The organism is Mesorhizobium sp. LSHC420B00, assembly GCF_000503055.1.
Classification (GTDB): domain Bacteria; phylum Pseudomonadota; class Alphaproteobacteria; order Rhizobiales; family Rhizobiaceae; genus Mesorhizobium.
This window is the reverse complement of record NZ_AYVY01000006.1, coordinates 1-25,543: the sequence shown is the minus strand read 5'-3', so window position 1 is coordinate 25,543 and position 25,543 is coordinate 1. Positions and strand designations below refer to the sequence as shown.

The following is a 25,543-nucleotide window of genomic DNA, read 5'->3' as shown; positions in this document are numbered from 1 at the left end:
CCTGATACCGACTCATGACAGGGCGGTTTTTTTGAGTTTGCCCGTGTCGGTCATCGGCAGACTGGGTACGATGACGATCGACTTTGGAACCATGAAGTTTTCCAGTCGTCTCTGGCACTCTTTCTGCAACTGCTTTTCACCGATCATGCTTCCTTGCTCCATCACGACAAATGCCTTCACTGCTTGTCCAAGCAACTCGTCCGGAACGCCGATGACCGCGGCTTCCCGTACGCCCGCAATCTCCATCAACACGTTTTCCACCTCCTTCGGCGCTATCTTCTCGCCCCGCGATTTTATGATCTCGTCGCCGCGACCGACAAAGTAGAGGTAGCCCTCGGCGTCCATCCGGCAGTAATCGCCGGTGTACAGGACCTGCTCGCCCGGCAGCGGTCCGGGCTTGAGCTTCCTGGCCGTCGCCTCCGGCTTGCCCCAGTAACCCTTCATCACCGTCGCTCCGCGGATGACGAGCTGGCCAACGACACCGTGGCCGACCCGCCTGTCATGCTCGTCGACAATCCACATTTCCGTATTGGGGATGGCGATCCCGACGCTCAACGGCTTTCGCTCGAGATCCTCCGGCGGCAGGTAGGTACAGCGCTTGCATTCGGTAAGGCCGTACATCGAATAGATACGGGCACGAGAAAATAGCTCCTGAAGCAGGAGAATGTGCTTGAGCGGCAGAGCGGCCGCAGTGTTCGTGACATAGCGAATACTCGAAAAATCCTGATCCCTGAGAGACTTGAGCTCCCCGAGTGCGGCGAAGATGGTCGGTACGCCGGGAAAGCCCGTCACCCTTTCTTGCTTGATCAGCCCAAGGATCTGCGCGGGGAAGGCGAACGAGCGTTCAAGCACCAGCCGGGCGCCCGCGCCGAATGCCATGATCATCTGGTACAGGCCGTAGTCGAAGGCGAGCGGCAGGACGTTGAGGATCACCTCGTCTTCAGCAAGCGCCAGGTATGAGGAAATCGAGGCGCACGCGGCAACCATGTTTCGGTGCGTCAGCATCACGCCCTTGGGCTCGCCCGTCGAGCCGGACGTATAAATGATTGCAGCAAGATCGATATCGATGCAGCGGCGCGCGGGCGGCGTGCTGCGGGCTGCCGCGACCGCAGTTTCCCAGCGCACAGCATGCGGCAGTTCTTGCAGGTCGTCGCGTTCGATCGGCCCGGAGACGATCATGCAGCGCAACGATGGGCAATTCCGCGCCGGCTCCCTGAAAATCGAATGCAGGTGGTTGTCGGTGATCAGTGCCGTCGGGCGGCAATCGTTGAGCAGATAACCAAGCTTGTCGCTTTTGGTGAGTGGATTGACGATGCACACCACGGCGTTGGCCTTGAGCACGGCCCAGAAAGCGACGACGGCCTCGACAGTGTTGTCGGCGAAGATCACCACCCGATCGCCGCGCGCGATTCCGGCCTGGCTCAAATGATGCGCTATGGCGTTCGAGCGCATATCGAGATCGCCGTAGGTGACACGTTGATTACCGCACACCAGGGCCACCTTCCCGCCGAGCCGGCTGGCAGAGTGGATGAGATAGTCGTGCAGGAGCGGTACGGCGCCATGCATCATGCGAGCACCTCTGCGCGATGCTCGCGGTCGATATCGACGCTGAGCTTGAGCGTGCGAGCTCCACTTGGTCGGCTCGCGATAAATTGCTCATGAAGAAGCTGCGTCGACAGCACCCCGACCAGCGCCATATTGTCGGAGTTGGACAGGTCGGCGCCGCCGGCGCTGGCCTGGCACTTGCTCAGGAGACGGGCAACCGACTTAGGATCGAAGACGTTTGCCTCGCGCAGCGCCGCCTCCGAAAGTGCTTCGCGAATATAGGCCGGAGCGCCATCGGCGACGAAGCAAAGCGCGTTGGGGGCCCGGTAGGGCTGCTTCTTGCGAGTGACGATTTCCGACGGCACAATCGGTTGCGCCACACGCTTCAGAACATGCTTTTCATCGAGCACGCGCAGCTTATAGGCGGCCGGAAGCGAATTCGCGAGCCTCACGAGTTCATGATCGAGGAATGGGAAGCGCCCCTCGACGGAATGGGCCAAGAGCATCCTGTCCCCTTGCGATGAAAGCAGGTATCCCGACATCAGCGTCTGGATCTCGATATGCTGGTCCTGCGCAAGGGAGCCCCATCGCGAAAACTCCGCCGGCAGGCGGGCAAGCAGCTCGGACACGGCGTTGCGGCGCTCCGTTTGGGCCCGCATGTCTGCCGAAAACAGCCGCTTGATAGCGCTCGTGGTACGCCAGCGCGTGCCATGCGCAAAACCAGGCGCGTCATGGGCGTGGATGTCGCGCCCGAAGAACTGGCGTGCCATCGCCTGCTGTTGCACCGGCGAGCGGCTGAGATAGGGATAGAGGCGCTCCAGCAGCCGGGAGCGTCGCGTCGAGGCGGGCTGGCGTCCCCAGAAACGGCGGACCTTGCCCTCGCGGAACAGATCGTAGCCGGCGAACATTTCGTCGGCCCCTTCGCCGGTCAGCACGACCTTGATGCCATGCTGACGCACCAGTCTCGATAGCAGGAACAGCGGCGCCGGCGCGGTCCTGAGGATTGGCCGCTCGGTGTGGTAGATCACCTCAGGGAAGATGCCAGCGATATCGCTGCGCGAAACAACCACCTCATGGTGCTCGCTTCCCGCCACGCCGGCAACCAGGCGCTGGAAATGAGTCTCGTCATACTCGGCGTCGGCAAAACGCAGGGAGAAAGTCTGGAAGCGCCCGCCGGCGAAGCGTCTTCCAAGCGCGGCGACCAGCGAGCTGTCGAGCCCGCCGGACAAATAGCAGCCGACCGGCACGTCGGCGCGTACTATCCTGAGCGCCGTAGCGGCTTCCAGGGCGCCGCGCACTTCCTCCACCGCGTCATCAAGTGAACCGGCGAATTCGTCATCGCCGGGTCCGTCAACCTCTGGATAGCTTGGCTTCCAAAAAGCCCGCTCGCGAACGATGCCACTGTCATAAATGCGAATGTGCCCTGGAGTGAGTTCGCTTACTCCTCCAAACACGCCTTGTGGCGGCACGACGGTCCAGAGCGTGAAAGTCTGATCGATGCCGGCTGGATCGAAGGCGCGGGGTATATCCGCATCGGCCGCGAAAATGGCCTTCACCTCGCTGGCGAAGTAAAGCCGTCCGCCGTGCTCGCAAAAATGCAGCGGACAGATGCCGAACCGATCCCGCGACAAGACGAGTCGACCCGCCACGGAGTCCCAAATGGCGACTGCCCATTGCCCATTCATCCGCTCGAAGGCGGCCTCGCCCCAGGCATGATAGGCATGGACGATGACCTCCGTGTCGCTGCGTGTGCGGAAGCGATAACCGAGCGCGACCAGGTCTTGTCGCAGCTCGATGTAATTGAAGATCTCGCCGTTAAAGACGATCCACATTGTGTCGCCCGCGCCAGCGAGTGGCTGCTGGCCACTGGCGAGATCGATGACGGACAGACGGGCATGCGCCAATCCCGCACGTTTGTCCCGGTAAAGACCGCGCTCGTCCGGGCCGCGATGCGCCAGTGTGCCTACCATGCGCATCAGCGCATCACGGGAAGGGGGCGCCGCGGCGGCGCTCAGCGACACAATTCCGGCGATGCCGCACATCGCCTAGCCCTCGCCCATTGAAGAGGACACCAACGGCCGCGCGTGAAGATAGCGTGCGGCGCGCCGTTTGCTGTCGATATCCTTGAAAACTTTCTGAACCTGCACCACGGTGAGACCGGTGGCCTCGGCGACGTCTTCGCTAGCGATCCCGTGGTTTAACCCGTAGAGGCACAAATCCATCAGATAATAAGGCAGTGCGAAGTAGAACTCCTCCTGGCTCTGCGCCATCGAGAAGGTGTCCGTGGTGGGCGGTCTGCGCCGGACCTCTTCCTCCACCCCAAGATATTCGGCCAACTGGTAGACCTGGGTCTTGTAGAGGTGAACGATTGGCATCAGGTCGGCGATTCCGTCGCCCTGCTTGACGAAGAAGCCCTGGTCGTATTCCAGGCGGTTCGGCGTGCCCGCTACCGCGTAGTTGAGGCGGTCGGCATGATAGTACTCGGTCATCTTGCGCAGGCGCTGCTTGTAATTGGTTGCGGCGACGATCTGCAGATAGGCTGCCGACGGCAGACGCACCGTGTCGGTCCTGCCCTCAGGGTCCTGAACCGTGAGGCGCGTGATGTTGAGACCATTGCTCTCGAGAACTGAGGCCAGCACCAGCTTGCATTTCCAGCCGTCCCCATAGTCGGGAACGACAGTCTGGATTGCCTCGGTCTGCCGACAATAGGCGCCGATCGCTTCGAGGGCCGGTGTTATGTCCTCCAGGATCGCATCGATGCCAAGCTGTGCGGCGACAGTGCGGCCAAGCCTTAGCGAGTCACCGGAGGAGTGGCGCTCCGGCATGAATATTCCGAGGACCTTGTCTTTCCCAAAGGCGCGAACACACAACGCCGCGACGACGGAGCTGTCGATGCCGCCTGAGAGGCCGACAACCGCGCCTCGACGTCGCAGCGTGCCAAGGACCTGCTGGCGCAGGATCTGGACGATGCGATCGACCTCCGCAGCAGCGTCGAGCACAAGCGCGTCCTTGCTGAATGTTGAGATCAGGTCGATAGCTTGTACTCCAGTTTGCGAGACTCGGTTGGCGAATAGGTTTGCGCCACCGCTTTTTCGATAAGCGGGCGGTTGGTGGCGAGGTGAGGTTCTACGACCAGATCGATGTGGCTGCCGACGATCGGAATCACGTCCAGATGTCCGAAAGCGCGATCCCAGCCGATGGCCAGAGGCATTCCGGGTCGAGCACAGCGGAACAGGGTGCCTGTGATCGGCAGCGCCGGCTTTGGCTCGGCCACCCACTGGAAGAAGGCTCGCGCGCGCAAAACCTCTTGCAGTTCCAGTTTGGTTCTAAAACTCGTCGCGTTGAACTGTCCCTGAGCGAAACGATCGAGAAACCGGACCAGTTGCGCCTCGCGCCGCATTGCCACGGCGACTTTCGCGAGGGCCCGGCAAGCCATCCGATAAGCGGATACGCGGTTGGTTCGGATTCGATTGAATGTGCGCGTAAACGTCTCCCAGCGAGCGCTTCGCTCGCCGACGAGACTGGTGTCGAGAATGCCAAGGAACCTTACGGTCCGCCCCGCGGCCAGCAGCCGCGCCGCAACTTCGAAAGCGACAGCACCGCCGAGCGAATGACCGAGAAGTCGTATATGACCCGCGGGTTGAGCGCGGCGGATCTGCTCGACGGCGGCATCGGCCATGTCGGAGAGGCTGTTTTGCCCGCGCAGGATCATGGTCAGGGCTGGGTACCTGATCGGGGCAACGCGGGTGATCTTGCCCATCGCTGCTGCAAAGGCAGCAAGGCTCGGGCCGTAGCCGACGGATCCCGGGAACAGAAAAAGAATTGGAGGATCATGCTTCTGGGCGCGCGCGCTTTGGTCGCCTGCCTGTGCAGACGCGACCGCCTTGACCATCTCGTCCAGGCTCATTCCAACGGTGAACGCCTCAAGGCCGAGTTCCTGCCCGATGGCGCTTTCGATTTCCATGACGCAGTGCAGCAGCTTCAGCGAGTCTCCTCCGGCGTCATCCCAGCGTCCCGCCGCTACGCGCGTATTGAGGATGCTGGTCCACGCCCGCTGGACGATCTGCTGCGCCGTCAGCTTGCCTCGCGGCTCGAGCGGACGCGCCGTCGCTGCCGTCCCTCTGGCTGAAAGATCCATCTCTGCAAGTGTCGAGATGTCCACCTTGCCGCTTGGCAGACGCGGGATCTCGGCGATCGTGTGTAACCGCAAGGGACGCAGCGGCGGTGGCAGATTGGTCCTCACAAGCTGGCGAAGCTCGTCCGAAAAGCTCGCTTCGGCCGAGCGCCGAGGAACGGCAAAGGCGACAAGCTCATTGGCCGCAGTCACGATTGCCACGGCATCCGCAACAGCAGGCGCGCAACGCAGCACCCGTTCGAGTTCGGCTGGCTCGACGCGTCGACCGTTGATCTTTACCTGCCGTCCCTTGCGACCGACGATGTGCAGTAAGCCTTGATTATCAAGTCGGACGAAGTCACCTGTCGCGAAAATCCGAAGGCCTGGATCGTCCGGATCTGATGTCGCCGGCATAACCGCCCCGTCCTCCCAATGGCCAAGCAAGACATACGGGCTCCTGATCAGAAGCTCTCCGCTGCGGCCCGATTGAACGCAGCGGCCCGCTTCGTCGACAATTGCGAAGGTGATTCCAGGCAGCAGCCAACCAACTGGAACCGAATCTCCATGCTCCGGCCAGTCTCGCGGCAAGAACCATTGTGAGCCGGTGGTCTCGGTTGACGAGTAACCGATCTGGATGAGGCACGTATCGGAGACGGCCTTGCGCAGCAGTGCGATGTCGGTCCAGGGCACCTTCTCGCCACCGATCCGGGCGACTCTAAGCGAATGGAACGCTTCAGCAGGTCCGTCGGCCATGAGCGCGCGAAGCAGCGCCGGCACCAGATAGGTGATTGTCACGCCTTCGGATCGCACTAGGCGCTGAACGGCGCGCAAGCCGACCGCTTCGACTTCGACCAGATGCAAAGTGGCCCCGGTGAGAAGGGCTGCAAGAATCTCCCGGTACCCGGCGATTGTGGCGGGTCCGGTCAATGGCAGGAAAACATCATCCGAGTTGATGTGGCATGCATCGACATATTGCTGGACCCGGCACAGCAAGCTGCGCTGGCTGTTAACGATGCCTTTGGGGCGGCCTGTGCTCCCTGACGTATAAAGCACGATGGCGGGCGCATCGACCGAGACGGGGTAAGGCTGAGGCACTTGTACCGATTGCGAGGCCGCACTGGTGGGCACATCGATCCAACTGACTTGGTGAGGCAAACCGGCGGGTCGGACATTGCCCTCGCCCAGGATGGCCGAGAGCCGCGCCCCCGCCACGATTTCCAGGATCCGCGAGCTGGGATCTCGCGCGTTGAGTGGCACCGAAAGTCGCCCAGCCGTCATGCTTGCCAGCATGGCGATGGGATACCAGGCCGAGTTGGCCTGAAGAATCCCTATCGCCTGTCCGTCTGGGACGGCGGCAGCGATCTGGTAGGACAGCGTCTCAACTGACCGGAGAAGCTGGGAATAAGTCAGACGATTGGCGCCGTCGCTGATTGCAAGCTTGTCGGGGTACTGGCGGACCATATTTCTCAGGTGATCGAATACGGCAACGTTGGTAAAATCGGTGCCCAATCCTTGAAATGGGCGCAGTACCGGACCACCCTGATCCAGTGCGTATTGTGGAACACTTGACCATTTATTGGAGGTCGTTGTCTGACAATCCACCGCTAGATCCTGATCCGCGACTTCTGATCCCAAATATGCCGAAGACATGAGTTGCCCACGCTAAGATTAGGATCACTTATCGCCTCCCGCCCCAATCTTTTCATCGATCATTCTGATGATGCCCCGATCTTCGCCCAAGGACGCTTGGTTAGTCACTTTCGCCTGTTTCGCAAGCCGCCGGCAGAGCCAATCATGCCGGGCTCGCGTGGTGCGCTTGACGCAGCGAGCACTGGCGTTCGTGCCAAGTTGGCAACGCCTGTTACACATCTGCCAAGGTGGGATCGAAGACGGAATCGCCGCTATTCAGGCACATTGCCTATTCTGTGGTTCTCCCGGGCGATACCGGCAATGGTTCAGTATCGGAGTAGCTGCCGGCGACAAAACAATATGCATAGATCTGTCCCCGATTTTCGTCAGTCACGCGGATCCAGTCTTTTTCCCACTTTCGGAAGGTAATATGTCCATCGGTCACCATGGCCGCAGCCTTGAACGGACTCGGCGCGTTGACGACGCGCACCGAGATCACATCGTCGCCGTCCATACGCTCGACGAGATACGTCTGCATGAAAGCCTCCCGCTAAACCACCCGCACTTTAACGCCGGCTAATAGATTCGGTTGCAACGTGCTTGGCGAAACTTGGGGTGGACACGTTCCATACCTGCAGGCACCTTCGCACTCGGCGTCGGCCGCGATGGTCTCGCCTGTCGGCAACGGTTCGCGCGCCCTGAGCGTCGAGACCAAAAGAAGCTCAAGACAGCTCAGCGGGCTGAGATATCGGCCGGATGGCTGAGCGCGCAGCCTGCGCGCCGCCCAGACCGGCACCATCGCCGCGCCGATTTCGGACGTCACCAACCCTTTTTCGCCGAGTTCGTACGCGGACTGGAGACGCAGCCCACCAGCGCGCCGAGCGCTATAATATTCTACTGTTCAACACCGAGGAGAAACACGGCACGCGAAGCGCGCGAGATCGACCGGGTGCTGGAGCGCCGCATCGACGGCATCGTCATGGCACCGGCGGCGGCAACGAGGAGTTGCTCGCCGACCTCGCCGAGAGCGGACTGTCACTCGTCTTCGGCCACCGCAGGCTGAAGGGCGTGCTGGAACGTCAGTCGTATTTGGCCAGGAAGCGCCCGACGGCGGCGAGGCAGTCGTGCTTTTCCTCGACATGCGGCATGTGGCTGGAATTCGGGAAGACCAAACCTTCGACGTGCGGGATAAGATCCAGAAAGGGCTGGACGCAGGCCTCGGTCGCTTCGTCGTAGAAGCCGCGGAAAACCAGGGTCGGCGCCTCGATCTGATGCAGGCGGTCGACGATGGTCCAGTTCCGCATCGTGCCGATGACGTGGAACTCATTGGGACCATTCATGGTGTGATAGACGGTCGGATCTTCCTCGATTGCCGCAAATGTCCGGGCGACCTCTGGCGGCATCGGAACGACGCGACAGACATGGCGGTCGTAGAAAGCCTTCGTCGCCGCAACATATTCCGGATGATCGGTGGTTCCTGCCGCTTCGTGCCGGTCGAGCGCGCTTTGCACATCGGCTGGCAGCCCGGCGCGCAATTGCCGGGCTCCTTTCACCCACAGCACCATCGAGGCCAGCGAATTGGCCAGGATCAATGCCTTGAGCCCCTCCGGGCGGCGCACCGCGTGCTCGGCCGAAAGTATGCCGCCCCAGGATTGGCCCAGCAGGGCGTAGCGGCTGGCAATGCCGAGATGGGCGAGCAGCGCATCGAGTTCGCCCAGGAAGAAATCGACGGTCCAGAAGTCACCGCCCTTATCCGGCAGATGGGTCGATTTGCCATTGCCGATCTGGTCGTAGTGGATGACGGCTCGTCCGGTTTCGGCAAGCTCCTTGAATGAATCCACATAGTCGTGCGTGCAGCCCGGTCCACCATGAGCGACGATCAGGGGCAGCTTGCCCGAGGTGAGGTTTCCGGTCACTCGGTACCAGGTGCGATAGCCCTGGTATTGGCTAAATCCTTCGGTGATCGCATGCGCCGTCACAATCAAAGCTCCGCATCATGGCGCGGCAGGAGCCGAAGTGTGGACCCTCCCAAGCCTTGTTTTGCGGCCGACGGTACTAAGCGGCCCGGCGCATTTACAGCTAGCAATATTTATAGGTTTGCCGGTTATGAGTTTGCCCGAGGCAAGGCCGATCGCCCGCAGGTCGAGAGCCTCAATGCTCCGGTTCAAGCAGCCGGTAATGGGCGGCGAGCGCGATGGCATGGAAGCGGTTGCGCGCGCCAAGCTTTCGCGTCGCCGCGTTGAGGTGCAGCGTTGCGGTAGGCACCGCGCGGCCAATCTCACGCGCGACCTGCTTGGCCGTCAGTCCGGCAGCGGCCAGGCGCAGGCACTGGCGTTCGCGCGACGTCAGATGGACATGTTGGCAGGTGCGGATTCCAGCATCGAAACCGGCATAGACGGAATCATGCAGCAGATGACCCAGATCGCCGATCTCGGCGATGAAGGGTCTGGCTTCGGCCTCGAACCCGGCCTCCGGATCGGCACGGATAGCGGTGAAGGTGGCGAGATCGCCGCCGGCAAGGCGAATGGGTACGGTGACGCCGCAGGTCATCCTCGTGTCAAGCAGATAGCTGACCACAGGATCGTGCTTGGACTGAAGCACACGCTGCATGACGTTGCTCTGAACGCCGTTGTGCGACCAGAGAAACGGTCTCGATACCGCGAGCGCGGCCTCCTGCACCGGGTCGAGCTGATAATATCCGCCCTTGCACCAGAGATCCTGCATGTCGCGCGGCACGTTGCGCAGAGCCATCAGCGAGGGCGTGATAAGCTCGCCCTTGTGACTGACCGGCACCGGCGTATAGTCGTAGATGAATGCGGTGAAACCGATGGGCTCCAGCACCTCCGTCGCCATCGCCATGGCAGCGTCGATGCTCATTCCAGTTCGGAACCGGCTCTCTAGATCGCCTGGAAGGCTTTGCATCCGGCAAGCTTACCCGCTGATGATTGCTTGTCAAATAGCCATGTCGGGCGACTGCTCAACAAATAGGCGGGAATAAGCCTGTCCGACCCTATCTATCTTAATAGCTATCCCGTCCGGCTTCGCTCGCCGTAGTCTTTTGCAATTGGGCGAAGTAGCGAACGCCGTTCGCAAACCCAGGACTGTTTTCAGCCGCGCGGTGGTCGATCGACCGGATTCAGCGCGGCAAAAGCCGACACGCCTCCATGAGGGAACAAATATGCGACCCCAAAAAGCATTTGCAGCGTTGATACCCGGGCTGGCTCTGCTCGGCGTGACGATGATGTCGCCGGCAAGCGGTGCCTTGGCCGCCGAGGGCAAGCCAGGCGGCACGCTCCGATTGCTGGCCAATGCCGCGGCAGGCACCGCCGATCCGCACATCAATTACACGCTGCAGTATTTCCAGATCAATTATGTCCTCTACGATGGCCTGGTGACCTACAGGAAGGCCGGAGGCAAGACCGGCTTCGAGGTCGTCGCGGACCTGGCGGAAAGCCTCCCGCAGGTCGAGAACGGCGGCAAGACCTATGTCTTCAAGCTGCGCAAGGGCATCAAGTTCGCCGATGGCTCGGACGTCACGACCAAAGACGTGGTCGCTTCGTTCCAGCGCATCTTCAAGATCAGCGGGCCGACGGCCGGGACCTTCTACAAAGGCATCATCGGCGCGGATGCATGCTTGAAGGCGCCCGCGACATGCTCCCTCAAAGGTGGCCTGTCTGTCGATGATGCGGCCGGAACCATTACCTTCAACTTGGTCCAGCCGGATGCCGAGTTCCTGCAGAAGCTTGCCGTTCCACACGCGTCGATCCTGCCGGCGAGCGCGCCGCTCAAGGACGTCGGCACCGATCCGATTCCGGGCACCGGACCCTATATGATCGCCAGCTACGACCCCAACAAGCTGATGAAGATTGTGCGCAACCCTCACTTCAAGGAATGGAGCAAGGAAGCGCAGCCGGCCGGATATCCGGACGAGATCGACTATGAATTCGGCCTTACCGACGAGGCGGCGGTGACGGCGGTCGAGAATGGCCAGGCGGACTGGATGTTCGATCCGCCGCCGTCCGACCGTCTCGCCGAACTCGGCACCAAATATGCCAAGCAGGTCACGGTTCACCCGCTGACGGCGATGTGGTACGCGCCGATGAACACCAATCTGGCGCCGTTCAACGACATCCGCGTTCGCCAGGCGGTGAACTTCGCCATCGACCGCGCCGCGATCGTCAAGCTTTTCGGCGGCAGCAATCTGGCGCAGCCGGCCTGTCAGATCCTGCCGCCGGGCTTCCCGTCATTCGCAGCCTATTGCCCGTTCACCGCCAATCCGGGTGAGAAGTGGTCCGCGCCGGATATGGATAAGGCCAAGCAATTGGTTGCTGAATCGGGAACCGCAGGTCAGGAGGTGACGATCATCACCGAGGACACCACTGTCTCCAAGGCGATCGGCGTCTATCTGCAGGACGTGCTCAACCAGCTTGGCTACAAGACGTCGGTCAAGCCGATTTCGCAGAACATCCAGTTCACCTACATCCAGAACACCAACAACAAGGTGCAGATTTCGATCTCGCAATGGTTCCAGGATTACCCGGCGCCATCGAATTTCCTGCAGGTCTTGTTCAGCTGTGCCTCGTTTACGCCAGGTTCCGACGCCTCGGTCAATATTTCGGGGTTCTGCGACAAGTCGATCGACGCATCGATGGACGAGGCAGAGGCAGCCACCATCGCCGATCCGGCCAAGGGCGCGACACTCTGGACCGCCATCGACAAGGCGGTGACGGACAAGGCGCCGGTCGCCGTCCTGTTCACGCCGAAGCGGGTCGATGTCATCTCGTCCAGGCTGAAGAACTTCACCTTCAGCCCACAATTCTACTGGATCGTCAGCCAGTCTTGGGTGGAATAACCTCCCGGAGCCAATGCGACGGAGCGCCGCCGGCTCTCCGTCGCATTTCCTTTTCCGGCGGATCAGCGCATCTTTCAGGCCGAGATTTTTCCTAGGCAATCCTGTTCATGGTCAATGTCATTGCGGATCAGCCCGCCATCTCGGTTCGCCGGGCCACCGATGGCCCGTGGCGCACGGCATGGCGCAAGCTGAAAGGCGATCGTTCGGCAATATCGGCATTCGCCGTGCTCGTCGTCGTCGTGATCGCCTCGCTCGCGGCGCCGCTTTATGCGCGGTACGTCTCCGGCACCGATCCATTTGTGACCAATCTCAATGGCGAGGTCGTCGTCGATGGGGTGACCCAGCCGGTGCTGCAGCCCTCCACAGAAGGCCTTGGCCTCGGCATGACGCCGATCGGGCCGACGTGGCGCATCGGTCCCTACCTGCTCGGAGCCGACAACCAGGGCCGCGACGTCGCGGCGCGGCTGCTTTACGGCGGACGGGATTCGCTGTTGATCTCGGGTGCTGCAGCCGCGCTGTGCCTCGTCCTCGCGACGTTTCTGGGGGTCGTCTCCGGGTTCTTCGGTGGCATCGTCGACATCGGCCTGTCGCGCATTCTCGACGTGCTCTGGGCCTTCCCGATTTTCCTGCTGGCGATCTCGCTGTCGATCGTGCTGATTGCGCAGAGTATCCAGATCGGTCCATTCGAAATCCGCTCCGGCAGCCTGTGGCTACCGGTCTTCATCATCGGCATCGTCTATGTGCCCTATGTGGCGCGGCCGATCCGTGGCCATGTCCTGACCTTGATGCATGCCGAATTCGTGACCGCTGCGATCGGCCTGGGCGCGTCGCCCTGGCGCATCCTTTTGCGCGACATCATGCCCAATGTGGTGACCCGGATCATCGTTTTCGTGCCGTTGATCCTGGCGCTCAACATGATGACGGAATCCTCGCTGTCGTTCCTGTCGATCGGCGTGCAGCCGCCGGATGCCAGCTGGGGCACCATCATCCAGGACGGCCAGGGCCTGCTCTATTCGCGGCCGGTCGTTGCACTGGCGCCGGGGCTGGCCATCGTCATCACGGTCCTGGCCCTCAACATTCTGGGCGACAGCGTACGCGACGCGCTCGATCCGAAATCCTCGCCGAGGGGCGTCTAGTGGTTGCCGCGCTCGGCTTCCGGCTTGGCCAGATGGTGCTGGTCATGTTCGGCATAAGTGTCGTTGCTTTCCTGATTTTCTTTGCGACGCCGGGCGCCGATCCGTCGGCGCGCATTGCCGGCCGCAATGCTTCGCAAGAGACGTTGATCCAGGTGCGCCACGATTTCGGTCTCGACCGGCCATTGCCTGTGCAATATGGGCTGATGATGAACCGGCTTTTTGTCAGCCGTGATCTCACCTCCTTCGTCAATCGCGGGCAGCGCGTCATCCCGACCGTGATAAGCGCCATTCCGGTGACGCTGTCGCTGGTCGGCGGCGCGGCAGTGCTGTGGGTGCTGGGTGGACTGATCGTCGGGGTGATCGCAGGCGCAACGCGCGGTACATTCGTTGATCGCGCGCTGATGATCCTGAGCCTGGTCGGCGTGTCGATCCCGGTCTTCTGGCTGGGCGAGGTCGCCAACCTGCTGACACAAAGCCGCTGGCACGACAGCTGGCTGTTTTCCTGGGTTCCTCCGCTCGGCTACATCCCTCTGACCGAGAATCCCTGGGGCTGGTTCAAGGCGCTCGTCATTCCGTGGTTCACGCTGGCAACCCTCTATGTCGGCCTCTATGGACGGGTGCTGCGCGCAAGCCTGATCGAGATGATGCAGGAGGATTTCATCCGCACCGCCCGGGCCAAGGGGATCGGCGAGCGCCGGGTGTTGCTGCATCATGGCCTCAGGACCTCGCTGGTCGCGTTCGTTACCATGTTCGGCCTCGATTTTGGTGCCCTGGTCGGCGGCGGCGCACTGTTGACCGAAGTGGTCTTCGGATTGCAGGGTGTCGGGAAACTGACCTATGAGGCACTGCAGACCCTCGATCTGCCGATGATCCTGGCCACGGTGATCTACGCCGCCTTCTTCGTGGTGATGGCAAACTTCATCGTCGACGTCGTCTTCGTCATCATCGACCCGAGGGCACGCAATGTCGGCTGATGCTCCTCTTCTGGTGGTCAAGGACCTCACCGTCTCCTTCCGCAGCGACGAGGGCCTGGTGCGGGCGGTGGGAGGCGTCTCGTTTGCCGTCGAGCAGCGCGAGATCATCGGGGTGGTCGGCGAATCCGGTTCGGGCAAAAGCCAGACCTTGCTCGCCATCATGGGGCTGATCGACAGCCCCAACGCTATCGTCTCCGGTTCCATCCGTTTCATGGGACAGGAGCTGATCGGGCTCAGCCGGCGTGCGCTCGATGCCATTCGCGGCCGCCAGATCGCGATGATCTTCCAGGATCCGATGTCGGCGCTCACTCCTGTGCATACGATCGGCAACCAGATCGGCGAGCAGGTGCGCGCGCATGAAAAAGTGTCGGCGAAAGCCGCGCGGGCGCGGGCCGTGCAATTGCTGGATGCGGTCGGCATCGCAAATCCGGATCGGGTCGTCGACAGCTACCCGCACCAGCTTTCCGGCGGCATGCGCCAGCGCGCGGTGATTGCCATGGCACTCTCCTGCAACCCGGCGCTGCTCGTCGCGGATGAACCGACCACAGCCCTCGATGTTACCGTGCAGGCGCAGATCCTCGAGCTGATCGGACGATTGCGCGACCAGTTCGGCTCGGCGGTGATCCTGGTCACGCATGATCTTGGCGTCGTTGCCGAAGTCGCGGACCGGGTGCTGGTGATGTATGGCGGACGCTTTGTCGAGGAGGGCGGCAAGAGCAGCGTGTTCCGGGCGCCGCTGCATCCCTACACATGGGGCTTGTTCGGCTCGATCCCGCCGATGGAGGGACCACGTCCGGCCCGGCTTGCCGCTATCCCGGGGATTCCGCCCTCGCTCTCCAACCTGCCGAAAGGCTGCGCCTTCGGCCCCCGGTGTGCCTTTCGCCACGACGCCTGTCTGGTCCAGCTGCCGATCATGCAAGGCGAGAGCCATCGCGCCGCCTGCGTGTTGCCGGAGGCCACGCGCAGACAATTCGCTGTCCAGAAGGCTGGCGGCGTGGAGATGCAACGATGAATGCCGTGCCGCGCCCGCTGCTTCGCGCCGGCGATCTGTCGAAACGTTATAGCGTCGGCCGCTCGATCTTCCCGGCACAGCGCCGGACCGTACATGCGGTCGATAAGGTGTCTCTCGACATCTGGCCCGGGGAAACGCTCGGCATCGTCGGTGAGTCCGGTTGCGGCAAATCCACGCTTGGCCGGTGTCTGGTGCGTCTGACCGAAATCAGCTCGGGGTCGCTGGAATTCGAGGGCCGCGACATCAGCGATGCCTCCCAGCGCCAGCTTCGTCCGTTGCGGCGGCAGATGCAGATGGTCTTTCAGGATCCCAGCGCTTCGCTCAATCCGCGCCGGCGGGTCGGCGATCTGCTGGCCGATCCATTCCGTATCCATGAACGCCTCTCGGCATCGGAAATGGCGGATCGCGTGGCCGACCTTCTGCGCCGGGTCGACTTGTCGCCCCAGCACGCATCGCGCTATCCGCACGAATTCTCCGGCGGCCAGCGCCAGCGTATCGGCATCGCCCGTGCGCTGGCGCTGCGGCCACGGCTTATCGTGGCCGACGAGCCGGTCTCGGCGCTCGACGTGTCGATCCAGGCGCAGATCGTCAATCTGCTCGCCGATCTGCGCGAGGAGTTCAACCTGACCTATGTGTTCATCGCTCACGACCTTTCCGTGGTGCGTCAGATCTCGAGCCGTGTGGCGGTAATGTATCTGGGATCGATCGTGGAGAGTGGGCCGACCGACGAGGTCTTTGCGGCGCCCAGACACCATTACACCGCGGCGCTGCGTTCCGCCGTTCCGATACCCAGCATCGACCGGGCGCGGCGCGGGCGGTTGGTACTCAAGGGCGACCTGCCCGGCCCGATGAACCCACCTTCGGGATGCCGGTTCCACACCCGCTGCCCAGCCGCCACCTCCCTCTGCCGCAGCGAGCGTCCGCTTCTTCAAAGCATCGGCGATGGCCGCCTGGTTGCATGCCATCATCCAGCCGGCGGTTGAGAACACACGTTTCTCGTTCAGCTGCATCATCTGATCACGACCGCTCGGGCCGGGATTTCATCACGGCACGTCGGCTTCAGAGAGATCAGACGCCATCTGGACCCTGCACGATCCGGCCCTATGTTGCGCTTCGACGTCCGCGGCATGGGCACCGCGAGCCTAATACTAAAGTAACTGTTCTCGCGTTGCCGCGCGATGCTACGATTTGAGGGACGGGCATAGGCGGCCGTACAGCGCTGCGATTTTCCGCCGGAGAGGACGGAATATGGGAGGCCACTCTTCGTGCCGCAGCAGGCAGCCGCCGACATGTTGCTCGGTTGTCGACCATAAGGGAGGAAGTCACCAATGAAGATATCGTACCTGGCCTCGGCCGCGCTTCTTGCAGCGACTGCGATGCCTGCCGCAGCCGCCGAGATTTCTGACGGCAAGGTCAAGATCGGCATTCTCAACGACCAGTCGGGCGTCTATGCCGATTTCGGCGGCAAGTGGTCGGTCGAGGCCGCCAAGATGGCGGTCGAGGATTTCGGCGGCAAGGCACAAGGCGCGCCGANCCGATCGAGATCGTCAGCGCCGACCACCAGAACAAGCCGGACATCGCCTCCAACATTGCGCGGCAGTGGTATGATACCGAACAGGTCGATTCCATCATGGAACTGACCACCTCCTCGGTGGCGCTGGCCGTCCAGGGGATTTCCAAGGAAAAGAAGAAAATCGACATCGTCACCGGCGCCGCAACCACCGAGCTGACCGGCAAACAATGCTCGCCCTATGGCTTCCACTGGGCCTATGACACGCATTCGCAGGCGGTAGGAACCGGTGGCGCTCTTGTCCAGCAAGGCGGCGACAGCTGGTTCTTCGTCACCGTCGATTATGCATTCGGCTATTCGCTCAAGGAGCAGACCGCCAAGTTCGTCGAGAGCCATGGCGGCAAGGTGGTTGGCGAGGTGCGCTATCCGCTCGGCTCGACCGATTATTCATCCTTCCTGCTGCAGGCGCAATCGTCGGGCGCCAAGGTCGTCGGGCTGGCGAACGCCGGCCTCGACACCTCCAACTCGATCAAGCAGGCGGCCGAGTTCGGTATCGTGCAGGGCGGTCAGCGGCTTGCAGCGCTTCTGTTCACGCTGGCCGAGGTGCATGGGCTCGGCCTCGAGGCAGCGCAAGGCGTGGTGCTGACCGAAGGCTTCTACTGGGATCGCGATGACAAGAGCCGCGAGTTCGCCCAGCAGTTTTTCAAGCGCACCAACCGCATGCCGAACATGATCCAGGTCGCCACCTACTCGGCAGTGACGCAGTATCTGAAGGCGATCGACAAGGCCGGCACCGACGCGACTGAAGCCGTCGCCAAGGAATTGCATTCGATGCCGGTGAACGACGTCTTTACGGCGAACGGCAAAGTGCAGTCCGACGGCAACATGGTCCACGATATGTATCTTTATCAGGTCAAGTCGCCGAGCGAGAGCACCAAGGAATGGGACTATTACAAACCCCTTGCCACGATCCCCGGTAACGAGGCGTTCCTGAGCCCCAAGGAAAGCGGCTGTCCTACGGCCAGCGAGTGATTGGCGGGCCGATGGCGCCGCCCGAACCGAATGGGCCGCGGGTGGTGCTTTCCGCCCGGGGCCTGCGGCGCGACTTCGCCGGTTTCGTCGCGGTCAGGAATGTCGATCTCGACCTCTACCATGGCAACATCCACGCGCTGATCGGGCCCAACGGCGCCGGCAAGACCACCGTCTTCAACCTGCTTACCAAGTTCCTGCCGCCGACGAGCGGCAGGATCGAACTGCTCGGCCACGACATCACCCGCACGTCGCCGGCCAAGGTCGCGCGGATGGGCCTGGTGCGCTCGTTCCAGATATCGGCGGTGTTTCCGCATCTCAGCGTGCTCGACAATGTGCGCGTTGCATTGCAGCGGCCGGGCGGGCTCAGCGTTCAGTTCTGGCGCTCGCTGGCAGCGCTCGATCGATTGACGCCGCGCGCCGAGGAGCTTTTGCGGTCTGTCGGCCTCGACGATGCCAAGAACAGGCCCGCCGCCGATCTCTCCTATGGCAGGAAACGCGTGCTCGAGATCGCCACGACGCTGGCCCTCGATCCGAAAGTGCTGCTGCTCGACGAACCGATGGCCGGCATGGGGCAAGAGGATGTGCGCACGGTTTCAGACATCATCCGCTCGGTCGCCAGGGATCGCGCCGTGCTGATGGTCGAGCACAATCTGACTGTTGTAGCCGATCTTTGCGACTGGATAACCGTCATGCAGCGCGGCGAAATCCTTGCCGCCGGCGACTATGCCACGGTCAGTCGCGACGAACGGGTGAGGATCGCCTATATGGGCACCGCCGATGAGTGACGCCGCGCCTCTTCTTGCAGTCCGCGGCCTCAACGCCTGGTATGGCGAAAGCCACGCGCTTCACGGCGTCGATCTGGAGGTCTTTCCAGGTGAAACGGTGACATTGCTGGGCCGCAACGGCGTCGGCAAGACCACGACATTGCGCGCCATCATCGGGCTGATCCGCCAGCGGACCGGCCAGATCGCTTTCGACGGCAAGGATCTGATGCCCCTGCCACTGCACCGGACGGCGCATCAAGGCATTGGCCTGGTGCCGGAGGAACGCGGCATCTTCGCGACGCTGACCGTGGACGAGAATCTGGTCCTGCCGCCGATCGTAGCCGAGGGCGGCATGAGCGTGGAGGAAATATTCGATCTCTTCCCCAATCTGAAGGAGCGCCGCAACAGCTCCGGCACCAGGCTGTCGGGCGGCGAACAGCAGATGCTGGCGATCGCGCGCATGCTGCGGACCGGCGTGAAAATGCTGCTTCTCGATGAACCGACCGAGGGACTGGCTCCCGTTATCGTGCAGCGCATCGGCGATCTGCTGGCGACGATGAAAAAGCGCGGCATGACAATCCTGCTGGTCGAGCAGAATTTCCGCTTTGCCAGCCGTGTCACCGATCGTTTCTATCTGATGGAGCACGGCAAGGTAGTGTCGGGCTTTCCGGTCGGCGAACTGCCTGATCGCATGACGCTGCTGCATGAAGTGCTGGGTGTATGATGGCGCCATGACGATGATCTTCGGAATACCCGTTCAGGCATTCCTCGGCCAATTGCTGGTCGGCCTCATCAACGGCTCTTTCTACGCCATGTTGAGCCTCGGCCTGGCTGTCATATTCGGCCTGTTGCGCGTCATCAATTTCGCTCACGGCGCGCTCTATATGCTCGGCGCCTTCATCGGCTATCTGCTGCTCACCCGGTTCGGCATCGGCTATTGGCCGGCTCTGATCCTGTCGCCGCTGATCGTCGGCGGCTTCGGTGTCGTGGTCGAGCGCCTGGCGCTGTCGCGGCTTTACGATATCGACCCGCTTTACGGTCTACTTTTCACCTTTGGCCTCGCGCTCGTGCTCGAAGGCGTGTTCCGGTACTACTATGGGGTATCGGGAAGTCCTTATTCCGTGCCGCCGCTGCTGTCCGGCGGCACCAATCTCGGCTTCATGTTCCTGCCAAATTACCGCGGCTGGGTGGTGGTCGCCTCGATGATCGTCTGTTTCGGCACCTGGGTGCTGATCGAGAAGACCAAGCTGGGCTCCTATCTGCGCGCGGCAACGGAGAACCCCCGCCTGGTCCAGGCTTTCGGCGTCAACGTGCCGTTGCTGCTGACCCTTACCTACGGCCTCGGCTGCGCTCTTGCCGGTCTCGCCGGCGTTCTCGCCGCGCCGATCTATCAGGTAAGCCCGCTGATGGGATCTGACCTCATCATCGTCGTGTTCGCCGTTGTCGTGGTCGGCGGCATGGGATCGATCCTCGGGGCGATCGTTACCGGTTACATGCTTGGGCTCGCCGAAGGCCTGACCAAGGTTTTCTATCCCGAAGCCTCCAATCTGGTGGTCTTCGTCATCATGGCGATCGTGCTTCTGGTCCGGCCCGCCGGTCTTTTCGGAAGGGACGTCTGAGATGGCCGAACTCTCACTTCGCGGGACGCACGCCAAAAGTTCGGTATGGCTTGAATGGACGCTGGTGGGGCTCGGCATCCTAGCGCTGCTGGTGGCGCCTTTCTTCGTCTATCCGATCTTCCTGATGAAAATGCTGTGCTTTGCGCTGTTTGCCTGCGCGTTCAACCTTCTGCTCGGCTACACCGGGTTGTTGTCCTTCGGCCATGCGACGTTCTTCGGCGGGGCAGCCTACTTCAGCGCATATGCGGTCAAGGTCTGGGGCTGGCCGCCGGAAGCGGGCATCCTGCTCGGCGTCCTGGGTGCCGCGCTGCTTGGCCTTGTGATGGGCTTCTTTGCCATCCGCCGGCAAGGCATCTATTTCGCCATGATCACGCTGGCGCTGTCGCAGATGTTCTTCTTCTTCTGCGTGCAGGCGCCGTTCACCGGAGGTGAGGACGGCATCCAGGGCGTGCCGCGCGGCAGGCTGTTTGGAATGCTCGACCTGAACGTCTCGATGAACATCTACTATTTCGTTCTGGCGGTCTTCCTGATCGGCGTGTTCGCCATCTGGCGCATCATCAACTCGCCTTTCGGCATGATCCTGCGTTCCATCCGCGAAAACGAGAGCCGGGCAATTTCGCTTGGCTATTCCGTCGCCAACTACAAGCTGGCGGCTTTCGTCATGTCGGCAACATTGGCCGGGCTGGCGGGCGCGCTCAAGGCGATCGTTTTTCAGTTTGCCACGCTCACCGACGTCACCTGGCAGATGTCGGGCGAGGTGATCCTGATGACGCTCCTCGGCGGCATCGGCACCATGGTCGGGCCTATCATCGGCGCCAGTCTGGTCGTCGGCCTGGAAAACACGCTCGCTACCTCGAATTTTCCGGTGACCATCGCCACCGGCCTGACCTTCATGGTCTGCGTGCTGGTTTTCCGGCGCGGTATTGTCGGTGAGGTCTATGCGCGGTTTCTCGGGCCAAGGGGTGACGCGAAAGACTGAACGGCTCAGCGCCTCGTCGCTACGCGATACGTACGCCTTGCGCGTCGAGAAGCACGCAACCCAGCGGGTCGAAGCAGACATCGACCGTTTCGCCTTCACGCAGCGGCTGGCCGTCGATCAGCGTGTTGGCGCGCAACGGCGTGCCAGCGCCGATGTCGATCTCGTAGACCGCATTGCCGCCGAGATAGGAGGTCGAGACTATTCGTCCCGACAGCCTGTTGGCAGCACCGGCGGTGCCGACGGTAAGCTTCTGCGGGCGAACGACGACGGTGATCGCGCTGCCGGCCGTGAGCGCCTTCGGTGCGGCCGCCTTTACGACATGGCCGCTGGCCAGCGCGATCGTTGCCATGTTGCCGTCCATCGCCGTCACGCTGCCGGGCAGCATGTTGGCCTTACCCAGGAAATTGGCGACGAATGCGGTGGCCGGCTGGTCGTAGACCTGCGCCGGGGAACCGATCTGCTCGATCAGGCCGGCGTTCATCACGACGATGCGGTCGGACATCGACAAGGCTTCTTCCTGGTCGTGCGTCACAAAGATGGCGGTGATGCCCGTCTCCCGCTGGATTTTCTTGATCTCGACGCGCATGTCCTCGCGCATATTGGCGTCGAGCGCCGACAAGGGCTCGTCTAGCAGCAGCACTTCCGGTTCGAAGACGATGGCGCGGGCCAGTGCGATGCGTTGCTGCTGGCCGCCCGAGAGCTGTGACGGCAGCTTTGTCTCACTGCCGGGCAGCCGCACCATATCCAGCGCCTTCTTGACCCGGCGCACGATTTCCGGTTTCGGCACGTTCCGGTATTTCAGCCCGAATGCGACGTTGTCGAAGACGTTCTTGTGTGGAAAGAGCGCGTAGTTCTGGAACACCAGGCCGATGTTGCGCTTGTAGATCGGGATGTCGTCGACGCGCTTTCCGCCGATCGAGATCTGCCCGCTGGTGATATCCACCAGGCCGGCGATCGATCGCAGGATCGTGGTCTTGCCGCATCCGGACGGCCCCAGCAAGGTGACGAAACTGCCCTTGCGGATCGCCAGTGAAAAATCGCGCACGGCGGCGAACTTGCCGTAGAAAATATCGATGTCGCGAAACTCGACCGCAGGCTTTCCTGTCGGCTGGCTTTCGCCCCGAGCGAGCGGGTCGCGATCAGCCCCGGCCGATGCCGGCCGGGGCTGATCGTGGCTGTTATCGTCATGCACCTTTCGACACCCTGTCCCATTGCTTGGTCCAGGCGTCTTCGTTCTTCGCCCAGTAGAGCGGATCGGCGAAGGTCAGCGACTTCATCGATCCGGTCGGGTCGAAGGCCGGAAGCGCTGCGATCTTGTCGGTCAGCTTCACCTTGGTCGGATCAAGCGAGGGTGGATAATTCTGGCCTTCGGCGACAGCGATCGACGTGGCCGGATCCAGCATGAAGTTGATCAGTTCCTCGCATTCGGCCATCGGCGATCCCTTGAGCACCAGCATGTCCTCCATCCATGCGTATGAGCCGGCGGGGTCGAGATAGCCGATCGGCTGGCCCTGCTGCTGCAGGGCGGCGACGCGTCCGGACCAGGCATCGGTAACGACGATTTCGTTGCGCGACAGGAGGTCCATCAGTTCCGCGCCGGAACTCCAGAACTTCTTGGCCAGGTCGCGGGTCTCGCGAACCTTGGCCCAGACCGCATCCATGTCCTGGATGTTGTTGGGGTCCTGTTTCGTCTGCAGCGCCGCATACCAGACGCGCGTCGTCATATCGGCGTAGCCGCCGACCTTGCCGGCATATTTCTTGTCGGTAAGCAGGTTGGCGCCCTTTTCCTTGGCTTCCTCCGGCGAGATGACCTTGTTGTTGTAGGCGATGCCGGTGGTGCCGTAATCATATGGCACTGCCGACAGCTTCGGCGTGATCTTGCGGAACGGCTCGATCATGGCGGTCAGCACATTCGCCATGTTCGGAATGTTCCCCTCGTTGATCTCCGAGTTGAAGCCGCCATTGACGTATTTGATGTAGTAGTTGACGCCGGAAGAATGGACGATCTGGAAGTCGCCCGGCTTCGACGTCTTGATCTTGGTGATGGTCTCGTTCTCGTCGCCAAAGGTGCCCTGGACGACCTTGACCTTGGACTTGGCGGTGTAGGGCTGGAACGCGTACTTATCGATCGCCTCCTGCACCACGCCGCCCCATCCGTCGAAGCGCACTTCCGAAACCGCGGCCAGCGCGCGTCCCATCCAGGGCATGGAAAGCCCGGTGGCGGCGGCAGCGGCGGCCGTCAGCGTCAGGAATGATCGCCGGCTGACGTCGCCATTGGCATAGCGTTCGTTGAGCCGTTCCAGTCGTTTGGTGGTTGTCAGTTTCATTTTCATTCTCCCATTTTCATTTTCACTTGCCTGCCTTGAACCAGGTGAGGCTTTGCAGGATGAGCCCACCAGCCAAGGGAATGCCGACCGTCAAAAGGATCATGACAGTGCCCAGCGCGTTCACCTCGGGGCTGATCGAGATCTTCAGCATCGAGAGGATTTGCGTCGGCATGGTCTCGACGCCCGCCGGTCGCCAGAACAGGCTGGCCGAGGTGTTGTCGAACGAGATGGTGAAGGCGAGCAGCACGCTGGCAAGCACTGCGGGAATGAGCAGCGGCAGCGTGATCTCGCGGAATGTCGACACACGCGGCGCCCCGAGCGACAGTGCCGCCTCCTCATAGGAACGTTTAATGCCGACCATGCGCGCCTGAACGATCAGCACCACGTAGGGGAGCGTGAGCAGAATGTGGCCGAGCACCAGAAGCGTCATGCTGCGCGGTTGGTCGACGGCTTTGATCATGACCAGCAGGCCGACGCCCAGTATCGTCTCGGGGACCAGCGCGGGAAGAATGACAAGCGTGTTGATCGCCTGCTTGCCACGGAACTCGAAGCGCACCAGCGCCAATGCCGCCATGATGCCGAGCAGCGTCGTCACCGTTGCCGTCACCAGGGCAATCCACATCGATGTCCGGAAGGCATCGAGGACCGGCCCGTTGGTGAGCAGCTTCTCGTACCAGCGCAGGCTGAAGCCGGTGAGGGGAAAGCCGCCAAACATCGAGGCGTTGAAGGAAAGCACGACCGTGGCGAGGATCGGCGCGAACATGAAGACATAGACGCACACCGTGATCGCGCCGGTTAGCCGCCACGCCCATCTGCCTTCGCGATCGGGATGCTCCGCTCTCATGCACTGAGACCCTTCATGATCTGCGACAGGCCCATATAGCGGCTGTAGGCGGCCGCGGCCGCACCGAGCAGAACGAACAGGACGATGGAAAGCGTGGCGCCCATCGGCCAGTTGAGCTGCCCCATGATGGTGTCGTAGATCAGGTTGCCGAACAGCGCGTCGCGGCTTCCCCCGAGCAATTGCGGCGTCACATAGGAGCCGGCCGCCAGCACGAAGCAGAGCAACAGTCCGGCGCCCAGCCCCGGAATCGACAGCGGCAGGGTCACTTCGCGGAACGCCTGTGCGCTGGTGCAGCCCATCGAGCGGGCGGCGGCGATCAAGGTGCGGTCGATGCCCTCCAGGCTGACATAGACGTTCAGGATCATGTAGGGCAGCAGAAAATGCAGCAGCCCCATGATGACGGCGCCCTCGGTGTAGAGCATCGGCAACGGCTCGTTGATGACCCCCAGCCGGATGAGCACGACGTTGATCAGCCCCTGTTCGCCGAGAATGTGGATCCACGAGAATGTCCGGATGGTGAAGCTGATCCAGAACGGCACGATGAGCAGCAACAGCAGCAGCCATTTGTGCTTGAAAGTCGTGGCCCAGATGAAATAGGCGGGGAAATAGCCAAGGATCGCGCAGATCACAGCGGTGATGGCGCCGACGCGAACGGTCTTCCAAAGAAAGCCGTGATAGTAGCTGTCGGTGAGGAATTCCTTCCAGTTGTCGAAGGTCAGCACCGCCGACTCCACCCCAGCGGTAACGAAGGTGAAAAACGTGTAGACAGTCATCATCGCGATCGGCAGCAGCAGAAGCAGGGTAAGCAGCAAAAGCACGGGCGCGACGAGGACCCAGGCCAGTCGCTGATCATATAATTTCCACCCTTTGGTCACGACCCGTCCAACCACTTCATGTCCAAGCCGCCATCACCGGGCTCGGCTCCGGACTAGATTGGGCGATCGGCGTTCAGGTGTCCACTCTGCATATGGCTCCTGCACAAATTCTGTGCAGGGCCACCGCGCGACCGTCGCCCTGCTGGATTTAACAAATTGCTCGGGTTCGCCTGCGCATTGATTAAATCAGATATCCCGATATACAGGATAATTTCGGATATGGATTTGGCATGGGCCCGGGCATTTCATGAGTCGCAATTTTCTGGTGATTGAACCTGAGGAAGGCATTGCCGTGCTCAAGGGGCTTGCCTCCTCGGCGCGTATCTCGATG

General features: G+C 61.8%; 20 protein-coding genes and 1 pseudogene. 10 read left to right on the top strand and 11 right to left on the bottom strand.

The window, feature by feature from the left end; all coding sequences use genetic code 11:
* Nucleotides 1-12 precede the first annotated feature (12 nt).
* From X760_RS51445 to X760_RS51415, 7 genes are all read right to left on the bottom strand, one after another.
* On the bottom strand, nucleotides 13-1,569 hold the full coding sequence (locus tag X760_RS51445; RefSeq protein WP_023718549.1) for a class I adenylate-forming enzyme family protein: 1,557 nt from the start codon (nucleotides 1,567-1,569) through the stop codon (nucleotides 13-15).
* Nucleotides 1,566-3,587, bottom strand: coding sequence for an asparagine synthase (glutamine-hydrolyzing) (asnB, locus tag X760_RS51440; protein ID WP_023718548.1), 2,022 nt, complete (start codon nucleotides 3,585-3,587; stop codon nucleotides 1,566-1,568). The genes X760_RS51445 and asnB overlap by 4 nt, the downstream gene beginning before the upstream one ends.
* A 3-nt stretch (nucleotides 3,588-3,590) precedes the next feature.
* Nucleotides 3,591-4,574 carry an NAD(+) synthase gene (gene nadE, locus X760_RS51435; protein ID WP_031193946.1) on the bottom strand — a complete coding sequence of 328 codons (984 nt, stop codon included), beginning with the start codon at nucleotides 4,572-4,574 and terminating at the stop codon, nucleotides 3,591-3,593.
* On the bottom strand, nucleotides 4,571-7,261 hold the full coding sequence (locus X760_RS51430; RefSeq protein WP_348633213.1) for an AMP-binding protein: 2,691 nt from the start codon (nucleotides 7,259-7,261) through the stop codon (nucleotides 4,571-4,573). The genes nadE and X760_RS51430 overlap by 4 nt, the downstream gene beginning before the upstream one ends.
* A gap of 316 nt (nucleotides 7,262-7,577) precedes the next feature.
* The gene (locus X760_RS51425; RefSeq protein WP_023718545.1) at nucleotides 7,578-7,826 is read right to left on the bottom strand and encodes a hypothetical protein; all 249 of its coding nucleotides are present in this window, start codon (nucleotides 7,824-7,826) and stop codon (nucleotides 7,578-7,580) included.
* A 541-nt stretch (nucleotides 7,827-8,367) separates the two neighbouring features.
* The gene (locus tag X760_RS51420; protein ID WP_031193844.1) at nucleotides 8,368-9,267 is read right to left on the bottom strand and encodes a proline iminopeptidase-family hydrolase; all 900 of its coding nucleotides are present in this window, start codon (nucleotides 9,265-9,267) and stop codon (nucleotides 8,368-8,370) included.
* Nucleotides 9,268-9,439: 172 nt separating this feature from the next.
* Nucleotides 9,440-10,165 (bottom strand): LuxR family transcriptional regulator, encoded by a 726-nt coding sequence (locus X760_RS51415; RefSeq protein WP_023718543.1) that lies wholly within the window; start codon nucleotides 10,163-10,165, stop codon nucleotides 9,440-9,442.
* A gap of 301 nt (nucleotides 10,166-10,466) precedes the next feature.
* On the opposite strand from X760_RS51415, the gene X760_RS51410 reads away from it, so the two are divergent.
* The 10 genes and pseudogenes from X760_RS51410 (at nucleotide 10,467) to X760_RS51365 (ending at nucleotide 21,166) form a co-directional block, all read left to right on the top strand.
* Nucleotides 10,467-12,140 carry an ABC transporter substrate-binding protein gene (locus tag X760_RS51410; protein WP_031193842.1) on the top strand — a complete coding sequence of 558 codons (1,674 nt, stop codon included), beginning with the start codon at nucleotides 10,467-10,469 and terminating at the stop codon, nucleotides 12,138-12,140.
* A gap of 107 nt (nucleotides 12,141-12,247) precedes the next feature.
* The gene (locus tag X760_RS51405; RefSeq protein ID WP_023718541.1) at nucleotides 12,248-13,276 is read left to right on the top strand and encodes an ABC transporter permease; all 1,029 of its coding nucleotides are present in this window, start codon (nucleotides 12,248-12,250) and stop codon (nucleotides 13,274-13,276) included.
* Entirely contained in the window at nucleotides 13,276-14,250 is a 975-nt protein-coding gene (locus tag X760_RS51400) for an ABC transporter permease (protein ID WP_023718540.1), read from the top strand. Before X760_RS51405 ends, X760_RS51400 begins: the two co-directional genes overlap by 1 nt.
* Complete coding sequence (locus X760_RS51395) at nucleotides 14,240-15,262, top strand: ABC transporter ATP-binding protein (protein WP_023718539.1); 1,023 nt, start codon at nucleotides 14,240-14,242, stop codon at nucleotides 15,260-15,262. Before X760_RS51400 ends, X760_RS51395 begins: the two co-directional genes overlap by 11 nt.
* Nucleotides 15,259-16,245 (top strand): dipeptide ABC transporter ATP-binding protein, encoded by a 987-nt coding sequence (locus tag X760_RS51390; protein ID WP_023718538.1) that lies wholly within the window; start codon nucleotides 15,259-15,261, stop codon nucleotides 16,243-16,245. Before X760_RS51395 ends, X760_RS51390 begins: the two co-directional genes overlap by 4 nt.
* Before the next feature lie 345 nt (nucleotides 16,246-16,590).
* A pseudogene (locus tag X760_RS51385) lies at nucleotides 16,591-17,804 on the top strand (ABC transporter substrate-binding protein).
* An 11-nt stretch (nucleotides 17,805-17,815) separates the two neighbouring features.
* Nucleotides 17,816-18,589, top strand: coding sequence for an ABC transporter ATP-binding protein (locus tag X760_RS51380; RefSeq protein ID WP_023718535.1), 774 nt, complete (start codon nucleotides 17,816-17,818; stop codon nucleotides 18,587-18,589).
* Entirely contained in the window at nucleotides 18,582-19,292 is a 711-nt protein-coding gene (locus X760_RS51375; protein ID WP_023718534.1) for an ABC transporter ATP-binding protein, read from the top strand. The genes X760_RS51380 and X760_RS51375 overlap by 8 nt, the downstream gene beginning before the upstream one ends.
* A 7-nt stretch (nucleotides 19,293-19,299) precedes the next feature.
* Nucleotides 19,300-20,187 carry a branched-chain amino acid ABC transporter permease gene (locus tag X760_RS51370; protein WP_031193840.1) on the top strand — a complete coding sequence of 296 codons (888 nt, stop codon included), beginning with the start codon at nucleotides 19,300-19,302 and terminating at the stop codon, nucleotides 20,185-20,187.
* Between the two features lies 1 nt (nucleotide 20,188).
* Nucleotides 20,189-21,166, top strand: coding sequence for a branched-chain amino acid ABC transporter permease (locus X760_RS51365; RefSeq protein WP_023718532.1), 978 nt, complete (start codon nucleotides 20,189-20,191; stop codon nucleotides 21,164-21,166).
* Nucleotides 21,167-21,185: 19 nt separating this feature from the next.
* Here X760_RS51365 and X760_RS51360 read toward each other — a convergent pair whose 3' ends face one another.
* From X760_RS51360 to X760_RS51345, 4 genes are read right to left on the bottom strand one after another with little or no spacing between them, the layout of a single operon-like run.
* Nucleotides 21,186-22,358 carry an ABC transporter ATP-binding protein gene (locus tag X760_RS51360; protein WP_023718531.1) on the bottom strand — a complete coding sequence of 391 codons (1,173 nt, stop codon included), beginning with the start codon at nucleotides 22,356-22,358 and terminating at the stop codon, nucleotides 21,186-21,188.
* The gene (locus X760_RS51355) at nucleotides 22,351-23,493 is read right to left on the bottom strand and encodes an extracellular solute-binding protein (protein WP_031193839.1); all 1,143 of its coding nucleotides are present in this window, start codon (nucleotides 23,491-23,493) and stop codon (nucleotides 22,351-22,353) included. Before X760_RS51355 ends, X760_RS51360 begins: the two co-directional genes overlap by 8 nt.
* Before the next feature lie 22 nt (nucleotides 23,494-23,515).
* Nucleotides 23,516-24,337: an ABC transporter permease gene (locus X760_RS51350; RefSeq protein ID WP_023718529.1), complete on the bottom strand. Its 822-nt coding sequence runs from the start codon at nucleotides 24,335-24,337 to the stop codon at nucleotides 23,516-23,518.
* Complete coding sequence (locus X760_RS51345) at nucleotides 24,334-25,212, bottom strand: ABC transporter permease (protein WP_023718528.1); 879 nt, start codon at nucleotides 25,210-25,212, stop codon at nucleotides 24,334-24,336. The genes X760_RS51350 and X760_RS51345 overlap by 4 nt, the downstream gene beginning before the upstream one ends.
* Between the last annotated feature and the right edge of the window lie 331 nt (nucleotides 25,213-25,543).

What these genes read in the sequence shown, in the direction of transcription:
- X760_RS51445 (WP_023718549.1), bottom strand. Translation starts at nt 1,569, where the DNA reads ATGATGCATGGCGCCGTACCGCTCCTGCACGACTATCTCATCCACTCT.
- asnB (WP_023718548.1), bottom strand. Translation starts at nt 3,587, where the DNA reads ATGTGCGGCATCGCCGGAATTGTGTCGCTGAGCGCCGCCGCGGCGCCC.
- X760_RS51425 (WP_023718545.1), bottom strand. Translation starts at nt 7,826, where the DNA reads ATGCAGACGTATCTCGTCGAGCGTATGGACGGCGACGATGTGATCTCG.
- X760_RS51415 (WP_023718543.1), bottom strand. Translation starts at nt 10,165, where the DNA reads ATGAGCATCGACGCTGCCATGGCGATGGCGACGGAGGTGCTGGAGCCC.
- X760_RS51410 (WP_031193842.1), top strand. Translation starts at nt 10,467, where the DNA reads ATGCGACCCCAAAAAGCATTTGCAGCGTTGATACCCGGGCTGGCTCTG.
- X760_RS51405 (WP_023718541.1), top strand. Translation starts at nt 12,248, where the DNA reads ATGGTCAATGTCATTGCGGATCAGCCCGCCATCTCGGTTCGCCGGGCC.
- X760_RS51395 (WP_023718539.1), top strand. Translation starts at nt 14,240, where the DNA reads ATGTCGGCTGATGCTCCTCTTCTGGTGGTCAAGGACCTCACCGTCTCC.
- X760_RS51390 (WP_023718538.1), top strand. Translation starts at nt 15,259, where the DNA reads ATGAATGCCGTGCCGCGCCCGCTGCTTCGCGCCGGCGATCTGTCGAAA.
- X760_RS51380 (WP_023718535.1), top strand. Translation starts at nt 17,816, where the DNA reads ATGGCGCCGCCCGAACCGAATGGGCCGCGGGTGGTGCTTTCCGCCCGG.
- X760_RS51375 (WP_023718534.1), top strand. Translation starts at nt 18,582, where the DNA reads ATGAGTGACGCCGCGCCTCTTCTTGCAGTCCGCGGCCTCAACGCCTGG.
- X760_RS51370 (WP_031193840.1), top strand. Translation starts at nt 19,300, where the DNA reads ATGACGATGATCTTCGGAATACCCGTTCAGGCATTCCTCGGCCAATTG.
- X760_RS51365 (WP_023718532.1), top strand. Translation starts at nt 20,189, where the DNA reads ATGGCCGAACTCTCACTTCGCGGGACGCACGCCAAAAGTTCGGTATGG.
- X760_RS51355 (WP_031193839.1), bottom strand. Translation starts at nt 23,493, where the DNA reads ATGAAACTGACAACCACCAAACGACTGGAACGGCTCAACGAACGCTAT.
- X760_RS51350 (WP_023718529.1), bottom strand. Translation starts at nt 24,337, where the DNA reads ATGAGAGCGGAGCATCCCGATCGCGAAGGCAGATGGGCGTGGCGGCTA.